Origin of the sequence: Streptomyces sp. CWNU-52B, from assembly GCF_047444975.1 — a bacterium.
Classification (GTDB): Bacteria; Actinomycetota; Actinomycetes; order Streptomycetales; family Streptomycetaceae; genus Streptomyces.
Map to the genome: position 1 here is coordinate 100,597 of NZ_JBLFJV010000011.1, position 18,214 is coordinate 118,810.

General features: G+C 71.0%; 19 protein-coding genes and 1 pseudogene. 5 read left to right on the forward strand and 15 right to left on the reverse strand.

Features of this window, described 5'->3' with window-relative positions; translation table 11 throughout:
• Window positions 1–37: 37 nt before the first annotated feature.
• From ACLVWQ_RS13555 to ACLVWQ_RS13565, 3 genes and pseudogenes are all read right to left on the reverse strand, one after another.
• Entirely contained in the window at window positions 38–1,537 is a 1,500-nt protein-coding gene (locus ACLVWQ_RS13555) for an ArnT family glycosyltransferase (protein ID WP_414108756.1), read from the reverse strand.
• 106 nt (window positions 1,538–1,643) lie between these two features.
• Entirely contained in the window at window positions 1,644–3,134 is a 1,491-nt protein-coding gene (locus ACLVWQ_RS13560; protein WP_414108758.1) for a Gfo/Idh/MocA family protein, read from the reverse strand.
• Between the two features lie 278 nt (window positions 3,135–3,412).
• A pseudogene (locus ACLVWQ_RS13565) lies at window positions 3,413–3,841 on the reverse strand (MarR family winged helix-turn-helix transcriptional regulator); the annotation flags it as partial.
• Window positions 3,842–3,936: 95 nt separating this feature from the next.
• Between ACLVWQ_RS13565 and ACLVWQ_RS13570 the strand changes: the two are divergent.
• Window positions 3,937–5,736, forward strand: a complete 1,800-nt coding sequence (locus tag ACLVWQ_RS13570) for an ABC transporter ATP-binding protein (protein ID WP_414108759.1) — start codon at window positions 3,937–3,939, stop codon at window positions 5,734–5,736.
• 43 nt (window positions 5,737–5,779) lie between these two features.
• Window positions 5,780–6,664 carry an endolytic transglycosylase MltG gene (gene mltG / locus ACLVWQ_RS13575; protein ID WP_414108761.1) on the forward strand — a complete coding sequence of 295 codons (885 nt, stop codon included), beginning with the start codon at window positions 5,780–5,782 and terminating at the stop codon, window positions 6,662–6,664.
• 92 nt (window positions 6,665–6,756) lie between these two features.
• Here the strand turns inward: mltG and ACLVWQ_RS13580 are convergent, their stop codons facing one another.
• The 5 genes from ACLVWQ_RS13580 to ACLVWQ_RS13600 all read right to left on the reverse strand — a co-directional run bounded on the left by ACLVWQ_RS13580 (window position 6,757) and on the right by ACLVWQ_RS13600 (window position 11,055).
• On the reverse strand, window positions 6,757–7,893 hold the full coding sequence (locus tag ACLVWQ_RS13580; protein ID WP_414108763.1) for an NAD(P)-binding domain-containing protein: 1,137 nt from the start codon (window positions 7,891–7,893) through the stop codon (window positions 6,757–6,759).
• Between the two features lie 93 nt (window positions 7,894–7,986).
• Window positions 7,987–9,057 (reverse strand): ABC transporter substrate-binding protein, encoded by a 1,071-nt coding sequence (locus ACLVWQ_RS13585; RefSeq protein WP_414108765.1) that lies wholly within the window; start codon window positions 9,055–9,057, stop codon window positions 7,987–7,989.
• A 100-nt stretch (window positions 9,058–9,157) separates the two neighbouring features.
• On the reverse strand, window positions 9,158–9,925 hold the full coding sequence (locus tag ACLVWQ_RS13590) for an ABC transporter ATP-binding protein (RefSeq protein ID WP_414108767.1): 768 nt from the start codon (window positions 9,923–9,925) through the stop codon (window positions 9,158–9,160).
• A complete protein-coding gene (locus ACLVWQ_RS13595; RefSeq protein WP_414108769.1) occupies window positions 9,898–10,815 on the reverse strand; it encodes an ABC transporter permease in 918 nt (305 codons plus the stop codon). The genes ACLVWQ_RS13590 and ACLVWQ_RS13595 overlap by 28 nt, the downstream gene beginning before the upstream one ends.
• 156 nt (window positions 10,816–10,971) lie before the next feature.
• Window positions 10,972–11,055, reverse strand: coding sequence for a putative leader peptide (locus tag ACLVWQ_RS13600; RefSeq protein ID WP_414109049.1), 84 nt, complete (start codon window positions 11,053–11,055; stop codon window positions 10,972–10,974).
• A gap of 121 nt (window positions 11,056–11,176) precedes the next feature.
• Here ACLVWQ_RS13600 and ACLVWQ_RS13605 point away from each other — a divergent pair, with 121 nt between their 5' ends.
• Window positions 11,177–11,599: a secondary thiamine-phosphate synthase enzyme YjbQ gene (locus tag ACLVWQ_RS13605; RefSeq protein ID WP_414108770.1), complete on the forward strand. Its 423-nt coding sequence runs from the start codon at window positions 11,177–11,179 to the stop codon at window positions 11,597–11,599.
• A 34-nt stretch (window positions 11,600–11,633) separates the two neighbouring features.
• On the opposite strand, the gene ACLVWQ_RS13610 is transcribed toward ACLVWQ_RS13605, so the two are convergent.
• From ACLVWQ_RS13610 to ACLVWQ_RS13630, 5 genes are all read right to left on the reverse strand, one after another.
• Complete coding sequence (locus ACLVWQ_RS13610; RefSeq protein WP_414108771.1) at window positions 11,634–12,101, reverse strand: cupin domain-containing protein; 468 nt, start codon at window positions 12,099–12,101, stop codon at window positions 11,634–11,636.
• A 68-nt stretch (window positions 12,102–12,169) separates the two neighbouring features.
• A complete protein-coding gene (locus tag ACLVWQ_RS13615) occupies window positions 12,170–13,084 on the reverse strand; it encodes an NADP-dependent oxidoreductase (RefSeq protein ID WP_414108772.1) in 915 nt (304 codons plus the stop codon).
• 148 nt (window positions 13,085–13,232) lie between these two features.
• A complete protein-coding gene (locus ACLVWQ_RS13620; protein WP_414108774.1) occupies window positions 13,233–13,409 on the reverse strand; it encodes a hypothetical protein in 177 nt (58 codons plus the stop codon).
• 86 nt (window positions 13,410–13,495) lie between these two features.
• On the reverse strand, window positions 13,496–14,116 hold the full coding sequence (locus ACLVWQ_RS13625; RefSeq protein ID WP_414108775.1) for a bifunctional 4-hydroxy-2-oxoglutarate aldolase/2-dehydro-3-deoxy-phosphogluconate aldolase: 621 nt from the start codon (window positions 14,114–14,116) through the stop codon (window positions 13,496–13,498).
• Between the two features lie 112 nt (window positions 14,117–14,228).
• The gene (locus ACLVWQ_RS13630) at window positions 14,229–15,146 is read right to left on the reverse strand and encodes a sugar kinase (protein ID WP_414108776.1); all 918 of its coding nucleotides are present in this window, start codon (window positions 15,144–15,146) and stop codon (window positions 14,229–14,231) included.
• A gap of 31 nt (window positions 15,147–15,177) precedes the next feature.
• Here ACLVWQ_RS13630 and ACLVWQ_RS13635 point away from each other — a divergent pair, with 31 nt between their 5' ends.
• Complete coding sequence (locus tag ACLVWQ_RS13635) at window positions 15,178–16,266, forward strand: NmrA family NAD(P)-binding protein (protein WP_414108777.1); 1,089 nt, start codon at window positions 15,178–15,180, stop codon at window positions 16,264–16,266.
• Window positions 16,267–16,331: 65 nt separating this feature from the next.
• Here the strand turns inward: ACLVWQ_RS13635 and ACLVWQ_RS13640 are convergent, their stop codons facing one another.
• On the reverse strand, window positions 16,332–16,955 hold the full coding sequence (locus tag ACLVWQ_RS13640; RefSeq protein ID WP_414108779.1) for a TetR/AcrR family transcriptional regulator: 624 nt from the start codon (window positions 16,953–16,955) through the stop codon (window positions 16,332–16,334).
• Between the two features lie 62 nt (window positions 16,956–17,017).
• Between ACLVWQ_RS13640 and ACLVWQ_RS13645 the strand changes: the two genes are divergently transcribed.
• Window positions 17,018–17,491, forward strand: coding sequence for a DUF6640 family protein (locus ACLVWQ_RS13645; RefSeq protein WP_414108780.1), 474 nt, complete (start codon window positions 17,018–17,020; stop codon window positions 17,489–17,491).
• On the opposite strand, the gene ACLVWQ_RS13650 is transcribed toward ACLVWQ_RS13645, so the two are convergent.
• Window positions 17,478–18,188, reverse strand: a complete 711-nt coding sequence (locus ACLVWQ_RS13650; RefSeq protein ID WP_414108781.1) for an SDR family NAD(P)-dependent oxidoreductase — start codon at window positions 18,186–18,188, stop codon at window positions 17,478–17,480. The two genes, ACLVWQ_RS13645 and ACLVWQ_RS13650, sit on opposite strands and share 14 nt — an antisense overlap.
• Window positions 18,189–18,214 lie beyond the last annotated feature (26 nt).

Genomic DNA, 18,214 nt, shown 5'->3' on the forward strand with positions numbered 1-18,214 from the left:
AGTTCGAGCACGCGCGGACTCAGCGGCCCCGCCCGGCTCAGTAGTAGTGGCGCAGCGAAGGCCACAGGCTGGACCACGGCCGTATCGTGCCCGAGCACAGCAGCACCGCCGCGCCCTGCTCCTCGTTCTCCACCCCGTGGCCGTTGTCCACGCGCGCGACCTGACGGCAGTCGGTGAAGTACCGCTCGACACCGCCCGCGTCCTCCTCCTGACGTACGACCAGCACCGGCCCGTCGGCCGTGTCCGGCGGAGGGCCCCAGTCGGCGTAGCTCATATGGCCGGAGTAGGGGCGGGGCAGTCCCCGCGCGGGCCCGTAGTGGTCGAGGGCGCCCGCCTCGCCGTAGTTCTGCGTGAAGACCACGGCACGCGCCCGCTCACGGGCCGCGATCGTGGCCCATCCCCGTGCGGTCGCGTCGGCCAGTGCCGGCCAACCCACCTGCTCCCCCTGCTCCTTGTTGAGTGCCATCGGCACGGTGAGCGCGCTCTGCGGCAGCACCGGCAGGGTCACCGCCGCATTGATCGCGACCGTCACGGCGACAGCCGCCACGGGCCACGTACGGCCGTGCCGCCGCGTCCAGCCGACGGCGGGCTCGCAGCCCGCCACGAGCAGTACGAGCAGCAGCGGAACGACGTAGTACCCCTTGCCGCCGAGGGCCAGCACCAGCACGCACGACAGCGGGTACGCCACCGCGGCCGACCGGGCCCACCGCAGCGCGGGGTCGCGCCACAGCCGCCGCCAGCCCGCGATCCACACGGGGACGAACAGCGGGGAGAGGTAGATGAGTTGCTGCGGCACGAACAGGATCCGGTTCTCGGCCCCGTCGTCCTCCCCGATGCCCCGCGCCACTGTCAGCTGCGGCCAGTCGTGGTCGGCCTGCCACCACAGGTCGGGCGCCGCCACGAGGAGGGCCGCGGCCACGCCGGCGGGCAGCCACGGGCTGCGCAGCACCTGCCGCGGACCCACGGCGAGCACGGCCGCGAGCAGCGCGACGACCAGCAGCGCCAGGAGGTACTTGTTCAGCAGACCGACCCCGGCGCACAGGCCGATCAGCAGCCACCACCGTCCGTCGCCGGTGCGCAGCAGCCGGAGCACGAGCCAGCAGATCACCAGCCACACCAGCAGATCGAAGCCCGCGGTGGACACCATGTGCCCGACCGCCAGCGGCTGCGCGGACACCGCCGCGAGCCCGGCGGCGAGCAGTTGCGTCCGCCGGTCGCCTCCCAGCTCGCGCGCGACGAGGGCGACCACGAGGACGGCGGCGACGAGAGTGAGCGTCGCCAGGACCCGCAGTCCGACGGTGGAGTCCCCGAACACCTCGGTGGCGGCCCGTGAGAGGAGCGGCGTCAGCGGTGGCTGGTCGACGTATCCCCACGCGAGGTGATCGCCTGCCGCCAGGAAGTACAGCTCGTCCCGGTGGTACCCGTACCGGCCGGACAGCGAGGTCAGCGCGACAGCGAGGAGGGCCGCCAGCCCTGCCACGGGACCGAGCGCGAACGGCGGTAACTCGCCTGGTACGTCGTCCCGTTCCCGATCCATAGCGCCCCCTCGCCAACCGGTCGCCCCACGGTACTGACGAGGGCCGATCCGGTCGAGGGTCCTGTCGCGACCGACGCGCGGACCGCTCGACCGCCGCCGCGCCCGCTCACTTCTGCGGTTCCTGCGGTTTCTGCGAGTCCATCCCGGGACGCTCCTTCCTCCACAGCCCGCGGGTGAAGTCAGGGATGGCCTGCGGCGCGCCGTTCGCCTTGATCGAGGCATGGCTCAGCGGCACGGGCGCGGTCCAGGTGGCGGCGTCGTACACGTCGAAGTCCGGTACGAGGCCGAGCCGCAGCGACTGCGTCAGCCGGTACAGCATGATGTAGTCCATCCCGCCGTGCCCGCCGGGCGGATCGGAGTGCTCCTTCCACAGCCAGTGGTCCCAGTCCGCGTACGCCGAGAAGTCGCCCCAGGCGTCGTCCGTGTGGTCCGGTTCGAGGTAGATCCGTTCCGGGTAGTCCTCGAAGACGCCCTTCGTGCCGCCGAGGCTGTTGATCCGCGAGTAGGGATGCGGCGTCGACACATCGTGTTCGAGCCGGATCACCCGTCCCTTGGCGGTCTGTACGAGGCTGATGGTCCGGTCGCTCTCGATGTACGTCTCCTTCCAGCTCGGGTCGCCCGCCGGCATGTGCTCCGCGCGGTACTCGGCGAGGCCGAGCGAGGGCGTGCCGAAACTGGAGATGTGGGTGACGCGGTCACCGCGGTTGACGTCCATGTAGTTGGCGACGGGGCCGAAGCCGTGGTTCGGGTACAGATCGCCGCGCAGCCGGGTGTGCCACAGGCGGCGCCAGGGGCCTTCGTAGTAGTCCGGGTCGAACATCAGGCCACGCAGGTCGTGGTTGTAGGCCCCGGCGCCGTGCAGCAGACGGCCGAACTTGCCCGCGTGCGCCATGCGCAGGACCCGCATCTCGTTCCTGCCGTAGCAGCAGTTCTCCAGCTGCATGCAGTGCCTGCGGGTGCGCTCGGAGAGGTCGACCAGTTCCCAGAGCTGGTCGAGCCGCATCGCGATCGGACACTCCACGCCGACGTGCTTGCCGCTGAGCATCGCCGTCCGGGCCATCTCGAAGTGCAGGTCCCAGGGAGTGGCCACGTAGACGAAGTCGAGGTCACCGCGTTCGCAGAGGTTGACGAAGTCGTGTTCGCCCTTCGTGTACGTCGCCGGGGCGGGCTGACCCGCGGCCACCACCTTGGCCGCGGCGCTCGCGGTCTTGTCCTTCACCGGGTCGCACAGCGCGACGACGCGGACCCCGGCCAGGGCCAGGAACAGATCGATCATGCCGCCGCCGCGGTTGCCGAGTCCGATGATCCCGACCCGCACGGTGCCGCGCCCCTCGAAGGGCACACCGATCATGGTCCGGCCCTGCGCGGCGGGAGCGGTCGCTCCGGCGTCCACCGGTGCGCCTCTCGACGCGCTTTCCGATGCGCCTTCCGGCGCGTCCGGCGCCGTCCCGGGTCCGGCGGCGTGCGCCGTGCCGCCGCCCGCGAGAGCGCCGAGCCCCAGCCCCGCTCCGGTGATGCCCGCCGTGCGCAGTACCGAGCGCCGGGACCGGCCCTCGGGGTTCTCGTCGGACTCCGGTGTCGCGTTCTCGTCGGGCATCGGACCTCCTCGGTGGGGGAGCGCGGGTGGGCGCGCTGTCACCCTCCTAGGAGGTGGGCCGGGAGGCAAGGGGCGGATGTGGTCAGGGGGTTGGACTTCCTGTGCCGGGCCTTTGGACTTCCGTGCGCACCTGCGACCGGGGTGTCCCGGACAGCACCTCGCCGTCAGCAGTCGTGGCCGGGCCCCCGCGCCGCACCTGCCTTACCGGCCGTCGCGCCTGCCTCGTCGGCCGCGGCACCCGCCCCGTCGGTCACCGCCGTGTCGGCCACCGTCCCCATGCCGTCGACCAAGGTGTCCAGCAGATCGCCGAGCACCGCGCGCTGCTCGTCCGTGAGGGGGGCCAGGATGTCCTCGGCGGCGGCCCGGCGTGCGCCGCGCAGTTCCCGCAGGGCCTGGCGTCCGTCGTCCGTCAGCTCGATGCGGATGACCCGTCGGTTGGTGGGGTCCGGCACGCGCCGTACCTTGCCGCTCGCCTCCAGGCCGTCGACCAGACTGGTCACGGCCCGCGGCACCACCTCCAGCTGCTCGGCCAGGTCGGCCATGCGCGGCGGGGAGCCGTAGTGCGCGAGAGTGCGCAGCAGCCGGGACTGGGCCGGTGTGATGCCGAGCCCCCGCGTCTGCAGATGGCGCTTCTGGATGCGGTGCACACGGCGGGTCAGCCGCAGCAGCTGCTCGGCGAGCCGGCCGTCGGCGTCGGGGGTGTCCATGGCGGGAACAATATCAGGACCTAGTTCATTGTGAGTATAGGTAACAATGAGCTATGCTCCGTCAGTCCTCTCCGTCTCACATCCCGTAGGAGCCCATGCCCCGCGACGACATCAAATGGACGCCGCCACCGGCCGAGGCAGGACAGCCCCGGCAGGTGCGCCGCATCCTCACGCTCTTCCGTCCCTACCGCGGCAGGCTGGCCGTCGTCGGCCTGCTCGTCGGCGCCGCGTCCCTGGTCTCGGTCGCCACGCCCTTCCTGCTCAAGGAGATCCTGGACACCGCGATCCCACAGGGCCGCACCGGTCTGCTGAGCCTGCTCGCGCTCGGCATGATCCTCAGCGCCCTCCTCGGCGGAATCTTCGGTGTCCTGCAGACCCTGATCTCCACCACCGTCGGGCAGCGCGTCATGCACGACCTGCGCACGGCCGTCTACGACCGGCTGCAGCGCATGTCGCTCGCCTTCTTCACCAGGACGCGTACCGGCGAGGTCCAGTCGCGCATCGCGAACGACATCGGCGGGATGCAGGCGACGGTCACCTCGACCGCCACCTCCCTGGTCTCCAACCTCACCAGCGTCGTCGCCACGATCATCGCGATGATCGCCCTCGACTGGCGGCTGACCGTCGTCTCGCTGCTCCTGCTGCCGGTGTTCGTGTGGATCAGCCGCCGGGTCGGCGACGAACGCAAGAAGATCACCACCCAGCGCCAGAAGCAGATGGCGGTCATGGCCGCCACGATCACCGAGTCGCTCTCCGTGAGCGGCATCGTGCTCGGCCGCACGATGGGCCGCTCCGACTCGCTCACCCGCTCCTTCGCGGCGGAGTCCGAGAGCCTCGTCGACCTGGAGGTCCGGTCGAACATGGCGGGGCGCTGGCGGATGGCCGTCATCGGCATCGTCATGGCCGCGATGCCGGCCGTCATCTACTGGGCTGCCGGTGTGGCGCTCCAGTTCGGCGGCCCCGCGGTCTCCCTCGGCACCCTGGTCGCGTTCGTCTCGCTCCAGCAGGGACTGTTCCGGCCCGCCGTCAGCCTGCTGTCCACCGGCGTCCAGATCCAGGCCTCGCTCGCGCTGTTCCAGCGCATCTTCGAGTACCTCGACCTGCCCATCGACATCACCGAACCCGAGCATCCGGTCCACCTCGACCGGGTCAAGGGCGAAGTGCGCTTCGAGGAGGTCGAGTTCCGCTACGACGACAAGAGCGGCCCGGTCCTCCAGGGCATCGACATCACCGTGCCCGCCGGCAGCAGCCTCGCGGTCGTCGGCCGGACCGGCGCCGGAAAGTCCACACTCAGTCATCTCGTGCCGCGCCTGTACGACGTCACGGGCGGCCGCGTCACCCTCGACGGGGTGGACGTGCGCGACCTGGACTTCGACACCCTGGCCCGAGGGATCGGCGTCGTCTCCCAGGAGACGTACCTCTTCCATGCCACGGTGGCCGACAACCTGCGGTTCGCCAAGCCGGACGCCACCGACGAGGAACTGCACGCCGCCGCGAAGGCCGCGCAGATCCACGACCACATCGCGTCCCTGCCCGACGGGTACGACACGGTGGTGGGCGAGCGCGGACACCGGTTCTCCGGCGGGGAGAAGCAGCGGCTGGCCATCGCCCGCACCGTCCTGCGGGACCCGCCGGTCCTCATCCTCGACGAGGCGACCAGCGCTCTGGACACCCGCACCGAGCGGGCCGTCCAGGAGGCCATCGACGCCCTGTCGGCCAACCGGACGACGCTCACCATCGCGCACCGGCTGTCCACCGTTCGGGGTGCCGACCAGATCGTGGTCCTCGACGGCGGACGCCCCGCCGAACGCGGCACGCACGAGGAACTGTTGGAGCAGGACGGGCGCTACGCCGCACTGGTCCGCAGGGACGCCCAACTGGAGCCAACAAGATGAAGATATGTCGGGTTTATGGCGACATTCGGGTTACCGTGCCCGCATGCAGACCTACACCTCGCCCACTCCGCCGACGACGCCGCGGAGAACGATCCGACTGACGCGCCGGGGCCGGACCGCCCTGATCGCGACCGGCGCCGTCGTGGCGGCCACCGCCGTGGCGGTGCCGCTGCTGAGTACGGACGAGAAGAAGGAACCCCAGGCCCTGGTGATCCCGGAGGGCTGGCGCTCCGGCCAGGTGTACGAGGCCATGGACAAGGTTCTCGCCCTGCCGGCGGGGACCAGCAAGAAGTCCTTGGACAGGACACCTCTCAAGCTGCCGAACGACGCGAGCGGCAACCCCGAGGGCTACCTCTTCCCGGCGACCTATCCCATCGACAAGAAGACGACCCCCACGTCCCTGCTCTCGTCCATGGTCGACACGGCGAACAAGAAGTTCGGCGGCGGGACGGTCACGGCCGGGGCCGAGCGCAACGCGATGAACGTCTACCAGACCGTCACCGTGGCGAGCATCGTCCAGGCGGAGGCCGCCACCAGGGCGGACATGGGCAAGGTGGCCCGGGTGATCTACAACCGGCTCGACCGGGGCATGCCGCTGCAGATGGACTCCACCATCAACTACGCGCTGAACCGCAGCACGCTCCGTACCAGCCAGAACGACACGCAGCTGGAGAGCCCGTACAACACGTACGCACGGATGGGGCTGCCGCCCACCCCCATCGCGAACCCGGGCGAGGAGGCCATGCGCGCCGCCGTCGCACCGACCCAGGGCGACTGGCTGTACTTCGTCACCGTCAAGCGGGGCGACACGCGCTTCACGGCCGACTACGGGGAGCACAAGAAGAACGTCGCCGAGTTCAACCATGCCGAGAAGAGCGCCGCCGACAAGAAGGCCGTCGACGAGAGCGCTTCCCCCTCGCCGCGCTGATCCCCGGATCGCGGCCACGGCGTGACAGGCGCTCACGGGGGCGACCGCGCCTCTCAGCGGGGGGCGCGGTACCTCACAGCTCCCGGGCGCCGTCAGCCACCGGCCTCAACCGGGACCGGGGCGGCCGGGGAATCGGCCCGGGAGCCGGTCCGCGGCGCGTCCGCCAGCAGTCGCCTGATGTCCCGTACCGCCGCCCGTCCGGCGCGGTTGGCTCCGATGGTGCTCGCCGAGGGCCCGTAGCCGACCAGATGGATCCGCGGATCGGCGGCCGCCCGGGTCCCTTCGAGGCGGATGCCGCCGCCGGGTTCGCGCAGCCGCAGCGGGGCCAGGTGGTCGACCGCCGGGCGGAAACCGGTCGCCCACAGGATGACGTCCGCGGCCACGTGACGCCCGTCGTCCCACTCCACGCCGTCCGCGGTGACGCGGTCGAACATCGGCAGCCGGTCCAGGACCCCGTCCGCGAGGCCCTGCCGGATCGCGTCGTTGAGCGGCAGGCCCGTCACCGACACCACGCTCCTCGGCGGCAGCCCCCGGCGGACCCGCTCCTCCACGAGGGCGACCGCCTCCCGGCCCAGGTCCTCGGTGAACGGGCCCTCCCGGAAGACCGGCGGCCGCCGTGTCACCCAGGTGGTGTCCGCCGCGTACGGCGCGATCTCCAGCAGATGCTGGGTACCGGAGGCGCCCCCGCCCACCACGACGACGCGTCGGCCGGCGAATTCCCGCGGGCCGGGATACTGCGCGGTGTGCAGCTGCCGCCCCCGGAAGGTCTCCTGGCCGGGATAGCGCGGCCAGAACGGCCGGTCCCAGGTGCCCGTCGCGTTGATCAGCGCCCGCGTGGACCACGTACCGTCCGAGGTCTCGACGAGCAGCCGGCCCGCGTCGCCCTCGCGCACGGCCCGTACGTCGACCGGCCGCCTTACGCGCAGGTCGAAGGCGCGCTCGTAGGCGTCGAAGTACTCGGCGATGACCTCGGAGGACGGCCGCGTCGGATCCGCGTCCGTCAGCTCCATGCCCGGCAGCGCGTGCATGCCGTGCACCTTGCCGTACGTGAGGGACGGCCACCGGAACTGCCAGGCGCCCCCGGGCCGCGGGGCGTGGTCCAGGACCACGAAGTCCCGCTCCGGCTCGAAGCCGGTACGCCGCAGGTGGTAGGCGCTGGACAGCCCGGCCTGGCCGGCGCCCGCGACGACGACATCGACTTCCCGTACCCGCGCTCCGGTGTTGTTCACGTTTCTACCAACCCGCTCGGTGCCGCGGATCTTCCCGGCACCGCCCTGCGCCTCCGCCGGTGCGCGTACCGACGGAGGCGTACGGTCACGGCGTCATGACTTCTTGGCGGGGCGGGGAGTGGTGGTGGACGGCGGGAGGCCGCCGTTGAAGCGGGTGTCCACGAAATCCCCGAAGTCGACCTTGCGCGGGATGAGCTTCAGCGTGGTGAAGGTGTCCGCGATCTCCTGTTCGGAGGCGATCAGCGGCCGGTCGAGAGCCACCGGGATCCGGGTCGCGTTGGACCGCCGCACCGAAGCCAGCGCCACCTCGTAGGGCAGGCCCGTGTCCTTCGCCCAGACCTCGGCCCATTCCTCGGGGTGCTCGTACACCCAGTCCTGCGCGCGCTGCAGCCGCTCCAGGTAGTCACCGATCGCCGCGGTCTTCTTCTTGTCCGCGAGCGCGCCGGGCGCCGCCACCTGGAAGTTGAGACCGTTGACCACGCCTTCGCCGGTGGTGAGGATCCGCCCCTGCTTCGCCTGCAGCACCTGCGAGGTGTACGGGTCCCAGACCGCCCAGGCGTCGACCTTGCCGCCGGCGAACGCGGCCAGCGCGTCGGCGGGCTGGAGGTACTTGACCTCGATGTCGTTCAGCTCCAGCCCGGCCTTCTTGAGCGAGGCGACCAGTTGGTAGTGCGCGGACGAACCCTGCGCCACGGCCACCGACCTGCCCTTGAGTTCCTCGGTCCCCTTCAGCTTCGAGTCCGGGGGAACCAGCACGGCCTCTCCTTCGGACCGGCCGCGGTAGGCGCCCACGACCGAGATCCGCGAGCCCGCGCCCGCCGCGAAGACGGGCGGGGTGTTGCCGACGCCGCCGATGTCGACGGCCTTCGCGTTGACGGCTTCCAGGAGCGGCGGTCCTGAGGTGAACGTCGACCACTTGATCCGGTAGTCGAGGTCGTCGAGTTCACCCGCGGCCCGCAGAACCGCTTCCGAACCGCCCTTCTGGTCACCGACGTCGAGTGTGAGGGACCCCTTGCCGTCGGTTCCGTCACCCGTCGAGGAGCCGGCCGCGGAGTTCCCGCCACAGGCGGCGGCCAGCAGGGCGAGGGGGAGGAGCAGCGCGACGGGGTGAAGGAGACGAGGGAGAGGGCGGCGCAGGGCGGCGGGGGCGGGCCGTCGTCGCATGGTGATTCCGATCGTTTGGACAGGTGGGGGTGTGGGGGTGAGGGCGGCAGTGGGGCTGGGGGCGGTGTCGGGGGAGCGACCGGGGCTCGGCCGGGTGGGCTCAGGCGGCCTCGGCGGCCGTGTCGACGCCCAGGCGTTCCAGCAGTCGGGCACGGAGTTCGGCGAACCGCGGGTCGGTGAGGTCGCGCGGGCGGTCCAGCGCGACCTCGGTCTCGTACGCGATGACCCCCTCGTCCATCACGAGGACGCGGTCGGCGAGCAGCACCGCCTCCTCCACGTCGTGCGTGACCAGGAGGACGGCGCAGCCGCGACGCTGCCACAGCTCGCCGACGAGCCGCTGCGCCTTGATCCGGGTCAGCGCGTCCAGGGCGCCGAACGGCTCGTCGAGCAGCAGGAGATCGGGTTCGCGCACCAACGCGCGGGCCAGCGAGGCGCGTTGGGCCTCGCCGCCGGACAGGGTCTTGGGCCAGGCGCCGGCGCGGTCGGTGAGCCCGACCTCGGTCAACGCCTGCTCGGCGACGGCGCGTTCGGGCTTGCCGGGCAGTCCGAGCAGTACGTTGCGCCACACCTTCTTCCAGGGCATGAGACGAGGTGACTGGAAGGCGACAGCCTTGCGGCGCGGGACGAGCACGGTGCCCTCGATGTCGCGGTCGAGCCCGGCGAGGATGCGCAGCAGGGTGGACTTGCCGCAGCCGCTGCGGCCCAGGAGGGCCACGAACTCGCCCGGTTTCACGTCGAGTCGGAGGTCGTCGATGACGGCGCGGCCGTCGAAGGCACGGGTCAGGCCCTCCACGCGGACCGCCACGGCACGGTCGGTGTCGCCGTGAGCCTTCTGCGGGCTCACCGTCCGGTGAACGTCGGTCGCCATTGCAGCAACAGCCTCTCGAGGGAACGGACGATGAAGTCGGCGAGCAGTCCGAGGAACGCGTAGACGATCAGACAGACCACGATCACGTCGGTACGCAGGAAATCGCGCGCCTGGACCATCAGGAAGCCGATGCCGGCGTCGGCGTTGATCTGCTCGGCGAAGACGAGGGCGAGCCAGGCGATGCCCAGGGAGTAGCGCAGACCGGTCATGGTGCCGGGGAGGGCGCCGGGCAGGATCACATGCCGTACGAGCCCCCAGCGGGACAGCCCGAGGGACTCGCCGGCCTCGATCAGCTGGGAGTCGACGCCGCGGATGCCCGCGTACACGTTCAGGTAGAGGGGGAAGGAGACGCCGAGCGTGATGATCGCGACCTTCGGGGCCTCGCCGATGCCGAACCAGATGATGAACAGCGGGATCAGACCGACGAACGGCACGGTCCGCAGCATCTGCACGCTCGCGTCGACGAGGTCCTCGCCGATCCGGAACAGGCCCGATATCAGGGCGAGCCCGGTGCCGACGACGGTGCCGAGCAGCAGGCCCACGGCGACGCGCTGGAGCGAGACGCCCATCGCGTGCGGCAGCGACCCGTCGGCGACCAGATCGCGGGCGACCCCGGCGATGGTGCCGGGCGAGGCCAGGATGTCCGGCGTCAGCACGCCGGTACCGCTGAGGACCTGCCACAGGACGAGCAGGAGGAGAGGGCCGGAGGTGCGGCGCAGCCAGCGGGGGACGCGGGCACGGCGGGTCGAGGCGGGGACGATGGGTTCGAGCTCGGGAGGGGAGTGACCGGTGAGGCCGGGCCCGGACGCTGTTCCCGGAGTGTCCGACTCCTGAGAGCTCTGCGAGTCCTGGGAGTCCTGGGAGTCCGGCGGGGCATGACTGATGCTCATGGGGGGCTCCACGGCTGGAGAGCGCGGTGGGGGTGCGTCACGGCGCCCGGCTTCCGGCCCAGGTCAGGCAGACCTGTGGGAGGAACCCGGAGTGGGGACGGGCGAGGGGCGCTGCGGCGCGGGAAGGGAGGAAGCGGGAAAGCTGGTGAAGGGGCGTCAGCGGCCGGTGCTACACGCGGCAGAAGCCACCCGCAGCAGGTCGATGTGACCGCGCGTGGTGAGCATGACTGAACGCAACATGCCACTGAAAGTAGCCAGCTCGACCGCGTACGGTCAATGGTGTCTCGCTGAGTGGACCCGCGTGTCAGGGAGTGGTCGGGTCGCGCGCGGGGAAGGGCGCCGCATGGGCGAGGATCGGTGCATGCCCGATGCCTTCACCACCCGCGTCCTGAACGTCACCTCCGGTTCGAGGGAGGCGGTCGTCGACCTCACCCATGACTGCGAGGCCTTCCTCCGGGAGGCGACGGGCGGTCGCGACGGCCTGCTCAACGTCTTCGTACCGCACGCGACGGCCGGTGTGGCCGTCCTGGAGACGGGAGCGGGCAGTGACGAGGACCTGCTCGCCGCCCTGCACACCCTGCTCCCCGCGGACGACCGCTGGCGGCACCGGCACGGAAGCCCCGGGCACGGCCGCGACCACGTCCTCCCGGCACTCGTCCCGCCGCACGCCACGCTGCCGGTCCTCGCCGGACGGCTGGAGCTGGGGACGTGGCAGTCGGTGTGCCTGGTCGACACCAACGTCGACAATGCCGACCGTCAGGTGCGGTTGAGCTTCCTGGGGTGAGCGAGACCGTCCGCCGTCTCGGGGCGTGAGAGGTTCAGCGCGGTGGGCCGAGGATGGCGGCGCCGTAGAGTTCGGACGCCTCCGCCAGAAGGGACTTGGGTATCTCGAAGCCGTCGGGGCGTGGGGTGGTGCGGTCGCGTCCGGCGTGGCGGAACATGCCCTCGATACCGCCGGGAGTGGCGATCATCAGCAGGTCGGCACGGTCGGAGGTGATGCGGTAGCCGTGCGGGACGTTGCGCGGCAGATAGACGATGCCTCCCTCGCGCAGCTCGTGTTCCTCCTCCCCGGACCACACCAGGGCTGTGCCCTTGATCAGCATGAACACCTCGTCCTCGCGGGTGTGCACGTGGAACGGCGGGGCTTCGCCCTTGGCGACGTCGAAGCGGCCCACGGTCAGCTTGCCCTCGGTGGCTTCCTCGTCGAGCAGCACGGAGAACGTTCCCCCGTCGAGCCATTCGAGCTTCTGCTGCTGTTCGGGCTGCGCCAGATAGGCCATGGTCATGAGAAGTCCCTTCTCGGAGTCGGGCGAGCGGACCAGGGGCCCAGGAGGGCCCCTTCGGGGCCGCACGGTCAGCCGACGGTGAGGACGAGCTTTCCGCGGTTGTGGCCGGCGTCGCTGGCCCGCTGCGCGGCGGCGGCGTCGGCGAGCGGGTAGGTCGCGCCGACGGTGGTGACGAGCTCGCCGTCGGCGGCCAGCCGGGCGAGTTCGGCCAGCCGGGCGGCCGAACGCCGCTGCGGGCCCTCGGCGAAGACGACGCCGAGTTCACGGGCGCGGAAGTCGGCGGTGGTGACGATCCGGTCGGTGCCGCCGCGCAGGGTGATGGAGTCCTCCAACGCGCCCTTGCCCGCGGCGTCGAAGACGGCGTCCACGCCGTTCGGGGCGAGTGCGCGGACCCGTTCGACGAGGTTGTCGCCGTAGACGAGGGCGGTGGCGCCGAGAGAGGTGACGTAGTCCTGGTTGGCGGGCCCCGCGGTGCCGATGACGTGGGCGCCGCGGGCGGCGGCGAGCTGGACGGCGATGGTGCCGAGGGCGCCGGAGGCACCGTGGATCAGCAGGGTGTCGCCGGTCTTGACGCCGAGGAGGTCCAGGACGCGCTCGGCGCCGTCGCTCGCCACGGGCAGCGCGGCGGCGTGGGTCCAGTCCAGACCGGCCGGCTTGGGGGCGAGGACGGCCGGGTCGGCCAGTGCGTACTGGGCGTAGGAACCGGTGTCGGACCAGCCCAGTACCTCGTCGCCGACCTCGAACCCGTCGACGCCTTCACCGAGGGCGTCGACGGTTCCGGCGATCTCGCCGCCGGGGACGGCGGGCAGGGTGGTGGGGAAGATGGCTTCCATGACTCCGGAGCGGATCTTGCCGTCCACCGGGTTGACGCCGACGGCGTGGACCCGGACCCGGACCTGACCGGGGCCGGGCTGGGGCACCTCGATCTCCGTCTCGTGCAGGACCTCGGTGCCGCCGAACGCGTTGAAAACGATGGCCTTCATGGCTGTTGTCTCCTTGGTGGATCGGTTGATGGATCGGTTGGTGGGGCGGTCCGGCGAACCGATTAGGTGGCTAGACACATAAAACGTAGCAGTAATTAGGTGGCTAGCCAAGTATTCGGGTGAAGTGGTGCCACGAGATGGATTCGCGTCAGGCGCCGGGTGCGACGATGACGGCCTTGCCGTGCAGCCCGCCTGCGGCGGCGCGGGCGTGGACGTCCGGCAGCTCCGCCGGTGGCACCCGCTGCGCGACGTCGACGCGCAACTCACCGGCGTCGATCAGGGCGTCACGGTCCTCGCCGGTCTGCTGGCGCCGATGAGGGACCACATGCGCTCGACGCCGCCCCGCTCGGCCGTGCCGCGCCGTCGCAAGGGCGACGCATCAGGACTCGGCTCCGGCACCTGCTCGCCCCGTCACCTGCCGGTGGTCCGTGCGAGGACGCCGGGCAGCCGTTCCACCTGGGCGGGGTCGGCCAGGGTCCCGCCCAGCGACACCGCGGCGGCTCCCGCGTCGAGGAACTCCGCCGCGTTGTCCAGGTGCATTCCACCGGTGGCGACGAAACGGGCCTCGGGGAACGGGCCGTGCATGGCCCTGATCCACTCCGCGCCCAGGACGGCCGCAGGGAAGGCCTTGAGCCAGGTCAGCCCCAGGGCCAGGGCCTGCTGCACCTCGGTCGCGGTGGCCACGCCGGGCAGGTGCGGCAACCCCGCCGACAGCGACGCCTGTGCCACCTCGCGCGACAGGCCCGGGGACACGGTGAAGCGGGCCCCCGCACGCTCGACCTGCGCCACCCCCTCCGTCGTGGTCACTGTGCCCGCGCCCACGACCGCTTCGCGCTTCTCGCCCGCCTCCACCGCCGCGCGCAGTGCCCGCAGGGAGGCGGCGTTCTGTACGGGCACTTCGACGAGTCGGATGCCGCTGTCCCAGGCGATGTGGCAGAGCTCGACCGTGCGGTCGGCGTCGAAGCCTCGCAGGATGGCCATGAACGGCGCCGCCCCGAAGGCGGTCGCGAAGGTGTCTGCCGGTGGTGTCACGATGGTGTCCGTCCAGTCTTCGGTCGGTGATCGTCAATCGTCCGGGTCGTCCGGGTCGTCCGGGTTGTCGGGGTCATCGGTTGCCCGTGCCTGCCGGGTCCGGGGCGGGCACTCACCCCACTGTGCGCAGGGACGACGCGTCGGTGTGGTCGCCGAGGGATCCCAGGGCGAACGCCGCCACGCGATGCCCTGTCAGCAGGCGCTCGCGGGGGTCGGCCCCCTGGAGCCAGGCCGACAGGTACCCCGCCGCGAACGCGTCCCCGGCACCCACCGGTTCGACCACCTCGGCCGGCTCGGCGGGGACGAACACGCCGCCGCGCGCACCCGGTTCGAAGAGCGTCGCACCGATGTCGGCGTTCTTCACCACGATGCTCACCGAGGAGCCGATGAGGTCGCGTACGTCCTCGGGAGTGGCGACATCCCAGACCGCCCGCGCCTCGTCGAGACCGACGAAGACGACGTCGGACCGCCTGGCCAGCGCGAGCAGGGGAGCGCGGGCGGTGTCGGCGTCCCAGAGCCCCGGCCGGTGGTTGACGTCGAACGAGCGCGGCACGCCCGCCGCGCCCGCCCGGGCCAGCAACTCGGTGGCGGTCGCCGCGCAGCTCGCCGACAGCGCGGGCGTGATCCCGGACAGGTGCACCAGCCGCGCCGAGGCGACGGGGAGGCGGTCCAGGTAGGTGGGGGTCAACCGGGACGCCGCGGAGCCGGCGCGGTAGTAGTGCACGCGGGTCCCGTCCGGAGCGGGGTCCTTGAAGAAGACGCCCGTGGGCGCGGCGGGGTCCCGTTCGACGTGGCGCACATCGACACCGGAGCGGCTCAGCTCCGCCAGCACCCGGTCGCCGAACGGATCGGCGCCCACCCGGCTCGCCCAGGCCGTGCGGTGACCGAGGTCCGCGAGGTACTGGGCCACGGTCGACTCGGCGCCCGCCACCGCGAGGGCCGCACTGCGGGAGTCGGCGAGGGGCTGCCCGTCCATCGGTGTCAGCGACACCATCGACTCTCCGAGGCACAGCACTTCGGCATCGGGCACGGGAGACCTCCGCATTGATCGTTCTGGATCGATGAACACACTCGACGGATCTGACTCTACGGATCTGACCCGACCCGACCTGATCTGGGCTGACCTGACCTGGCTCACGGGGATCACGGACGGGCGAGGTGCGGTGAGTGTCCGTCGCCACGCACCGGAAGGCGCGGTAAGGCGTAGTATGAATATTGGAGTGCACAACAAAAATGTTGCACACTCCAATATTTTTCCACCGAGAAGGCCCGCGAAGGCCGAAACAACCGACAAGGATGTGCTTGCGATGCTGCTCGTCACCACCGCCGGCAAAGTGGGTGCGGAGACCGCGCGCCTGCTCGCCCGGCGATCGGAGCCCGTGCGGATCCTCGTCCGCGACCGGGGGAAGGCGTTCGCACCGGCGCAGGCCGGTGTCGAGGTCGTCGAGGGGGATCTGGAGGTTCCGGCGACCGTCGACGCGGCGATGCGCGGTGTCTCGGCCGTGGTTCTCGTCAGCCCGGCGATTCCCCGCCAGGAGCTCAACGTCGTGAACAGCGCTGTTCACGCGGGTGTCGGTCACATAGTGAAGATCACCGGTGAGTCGTCGTCCGACTCACCCATCGCCCGGAGGCGTGGTCAGGCCGAGATTGAGGCCGGGCTGATCGCCTCGGGGCTCGACTACACGCTGCTGAAGAACAACGCGTTCATGCAGAACTTCTTCGTGCAGGCGCCGTCCATCGTCACGGCGAACAGTTTCGGCTCGTCGGCGGGGGACGGCCGAATCGGCATGATCGACGCTCGGGACGTCGCCGCTGTCGCGGCGGAGATCGCCGTCTCACCCGAACCGCACAAAGGGAAGACCTACTGGCCCACCGGTCCGGAGAGCCTGTCCTACGTGGAAGCGGCTGTGGTGTTCTCGAAGGTGCTCGGCCGGCGGATCAGCTTCCGGCCTCTGACGTTCGACGAGCAGAGGGGGGCGATGGCCGCCGCCGGGCTGCCCGAAAGCGTCGCCGAGGACAACGCCAGGGCGCTCGCCCTGTTCGCCCAGGGCGACGCCGACTACACCACCGACGACGTGCGGTCGATCCTCGGCCGGCCGGCCCGCACGTTCGAACAGTTCGTCACCGACCACGCCACGGCGTTCTCATAGGGGCAGTGCGGTCGGTCTTCCTGGCGCCGGGCGGAGTCGGCCGGGGCAGCCCGCGGCCGGCCGGGTCACCGGGGGGTGAGCCAGTGATCGAGTTCGTCAAGAATGTTCTCGACCATCGGATACAGCTCGCCGGCGATCTCCGCCTGGCCCAGGCCTTCGCGGGTGCGTCGGGCGACATGACTGACGATGAACTGGAACACGCCGGCCAGCGCGATCCCCTGGAACTTCGCGATCTCAGGCCTCACCGGCGTGCTGTCGCCGATGGCGGCGGCGAACGCCGCGGCTTGGCGGTCGGTCAGTTCGAGCGCCAGCCGGTAGACGGTGGGGCTGGCTCCCGCCAGGTGACCGAGTTCGCCGCGCCAGAGAGCCGGCGAAATGCTGCCGATTCCGGCGACGAACTCAAGGACGAAGCCGCGGACGGCGGCCACCGTGGTGACGTCGGCCGGGCGGGAGCGGATCAGGTCGCACAGGCGTTCCTGGATCTGCTCGTCGCGATCGGTGACCAGCCGTTCCTTCGTCGGGAAGTAGTTGTAGACCGTCTGCTCGGCGACTTCGGCCTTGCGGGCGACATCGCTGACAGAGACGTGCTCGTAACCGTGATCGGCGAACAGGCTTGCCGCGCAGTCGGCGATGAGCCGCCGCGTACGAGCCTTCTTCCGCTCACGCAGTCCCGTTCCGTTTCCGTCCATCCCGACCAGGTTAGCGCCGCGTGGACCGTAGGAATTTCGAGATCCAGGAAGTGAGAAACGACATGAACCCGCGCAAGGAGTTCCGGACAGGGCGACTGCTCATCTCCGCGGTGGCGATCACCACGGCTGTGGGGCCCTTCGCCGCCGACTGGAACGAGACCCACATCCACAACCCCGACTGGCCGCCGCACGCCAAGTTCCACAACGCCCAGACCATGAGCCTGGGACTGTCGCTGGCCGCCACGAGCCTCTACCACCTGTGGAAGAGGCCGACGGCCGGAAGCCCCACCCGTGAAGGACTCGACACCGCGGCCGTCTGCGCGAGCCTCTACTGGCTCACCCAGATCTCCGCCCTGGCCTATCCCGGCTCCGCCGCGGTCGACCCGCCCGGCACGGCCAGGTTCCCCCAGGGCAAGTTCGCACTGCCGTCCCTGGCGCTGGTCGGACTCGGCTACGCCCTGGAACGCACCCGCACCCGCACCCGCTCCCGCAGTGTGCCGCACGGCCCACAGGGATGGCGCGTCAACCAGCCTTGAAGGCGGGGTGGACCTCCTCGACGCGGTCGCGTCTGGTGTACATGTCCCAGTAGAGCGCGGCGAGGTCGGCCGGGTCGACGACAGGGAACGCGGCCGTCATCTCCGAGGCGCCTGCCGCCTCTGCCGCCTCGCTGCCCTCGATGAACGCGGCGACCGAGAGAGTGCCGGCGTAGATGCCGGATTCGGCGAGTTCACCGTTGAGGGAGTAGAGCCAGTTTCGGGCGGCCGCCATCAGCGGGCCGACTCCGCTCGCTCGGGGCAGGGGGTGGACCGCGGTGGCGCCGGTGGTCATCAGGAACGCGCCGTCGCCTCGCTCCTTCCACTCCGGCAGCACGGCCTGGACGACGGCCAGCGGCGTGAGCAGGAGCAGCGGGACACCCTGGACCAGGGTGGCGGGGTCCAACTCGGCGGCCGGGGTGAAGTGGACGCTGGGGATCGGGCCGTAGACGACCACGTCGATCCGGCCGAACCGCTCGCGTACGGCCTCGATCAGGTCGGGGATCTCATCGGGCTCGGACAGGTCGGCGGCGAAGCCGGCCGTGTCGATTCCCTCGGCACCGAGCTGGTCTACCAGGGCGTCAAGGCGGTCCTTGCGACGCGCCACCAGGGCGACACGGAAACCCTCGGCGGCGAAGCGTCGGGCGACGGAGGCGCCGAGCCCCTGGCCGGCACCGAAGATCGCGATCACTTTGGACATGGAACTCTCCTCCGACTGATGCGGCA

Coding starts and splice junctions, on each gene's coding strand:
- ACLVWQ_RS13605 (WP_414108770.1), top strand. CDS start 11,177: ATGCCCGATGCCTTCACCACCCGCGTCCTGAACGTCACCTCCGGTTCG.
- ACLVWQ_RS13590 (WP_414108767.1), bottom strand. CDS start 9,925: ATGGCGACCGACGTTCACCGGACGGTGAGCCCGCAGAAGGCTCACGGC.
- ACLVWQ_RS13595 (WP_414108769.1), bottom strand. CDS start 10,815: ATGAGCATCAGTCATGCCCCGCCGGACTCCCAGGACTCCCAGGACTCG.
- ACLVWQ_RS13600 (WP_414109049.1), bottom strand. CDS start 11,055: ATGTTGCGTTCAGTCATGCTCACCACGCGCGGTCACATCGACCTGCTG.
- ACLVWQ_RS13610 (WP_414108771.1), bottom strand. CDS start 12,101: ATGACCATGGCCTATCTGGCGCAGCCCGAACAGCAGCAGAAGCTCGAA.
- ACLVWQ_RS13570 (WP_414108759.1), top strand. CDS start 3,937: ATGCCCCGCGACGACATCAAATGGACGCCGCCACCGGCCGAGGCAGGA.
- ACLVWQ_RS13560 (WP_414108758.1), bottom strand. CDS start 3,134: ATGCCCGACGAGAACGCGACACCGGAGTCCGACGAGAACCCCGAGGGC.
- ACLVWQ_RS13635 (WP_414108777.1), top strand. CDS start 15,178: ATGAACACACTCGACGGATCTGACTCTACGGATCTGACCCGACCCGAC.
- ACLVWQ_RS13645 (WP_414108780.1), top strand. CDS start 17,018: ATGAACCCGCGCAAGGAGTTCCGGACAGGGCGACTGCTCATCTCCGCG.
- ACLVWQ_RS13615 (WP_414108772.1), bottom strand. CDS start 13,084: ATGAAGGCCATCGTTTTCAACGCGTTCGGCGGCACCGAGGTCCTGCAC.
- ACLVWQ_RS13640 (WP_414108779.1), bottom strand. CDS start 16,955: ATGGACGGAAACGGAACGGGACTGCGTGAGCGGAAGAAGGCTCGTACG.
- ACLVWQ_RS13555 (WP_414108756.1), bottom strand. CDS start 1,537: ATGGATCGGGAACGGGACGACGTACCAGGCGAGTTACCGCCGTTCGCG.
- ACLVWQ_RS13650 (WP_414108781.1), bottom strand. CDS start 18,188: ATGTCCAAAGTGATCGCGATCTTCGGTGCCGGCCAGGGGCTCGGCGCC.
- mltG (WP_414108761.1), top strand. CDS start 5,780: ATGCAGACCTACACCTCGCCCACTCCGCCGACGACGCCGCGGAGAACG.
- ACLVWQ_RS13585 (WP_414108765.1), bottom strand. CDS start 9,057: ATGCGACGACGGCCCGCCCCCGCCGCCCTGCGCCGCCCTCTCCCTCGT.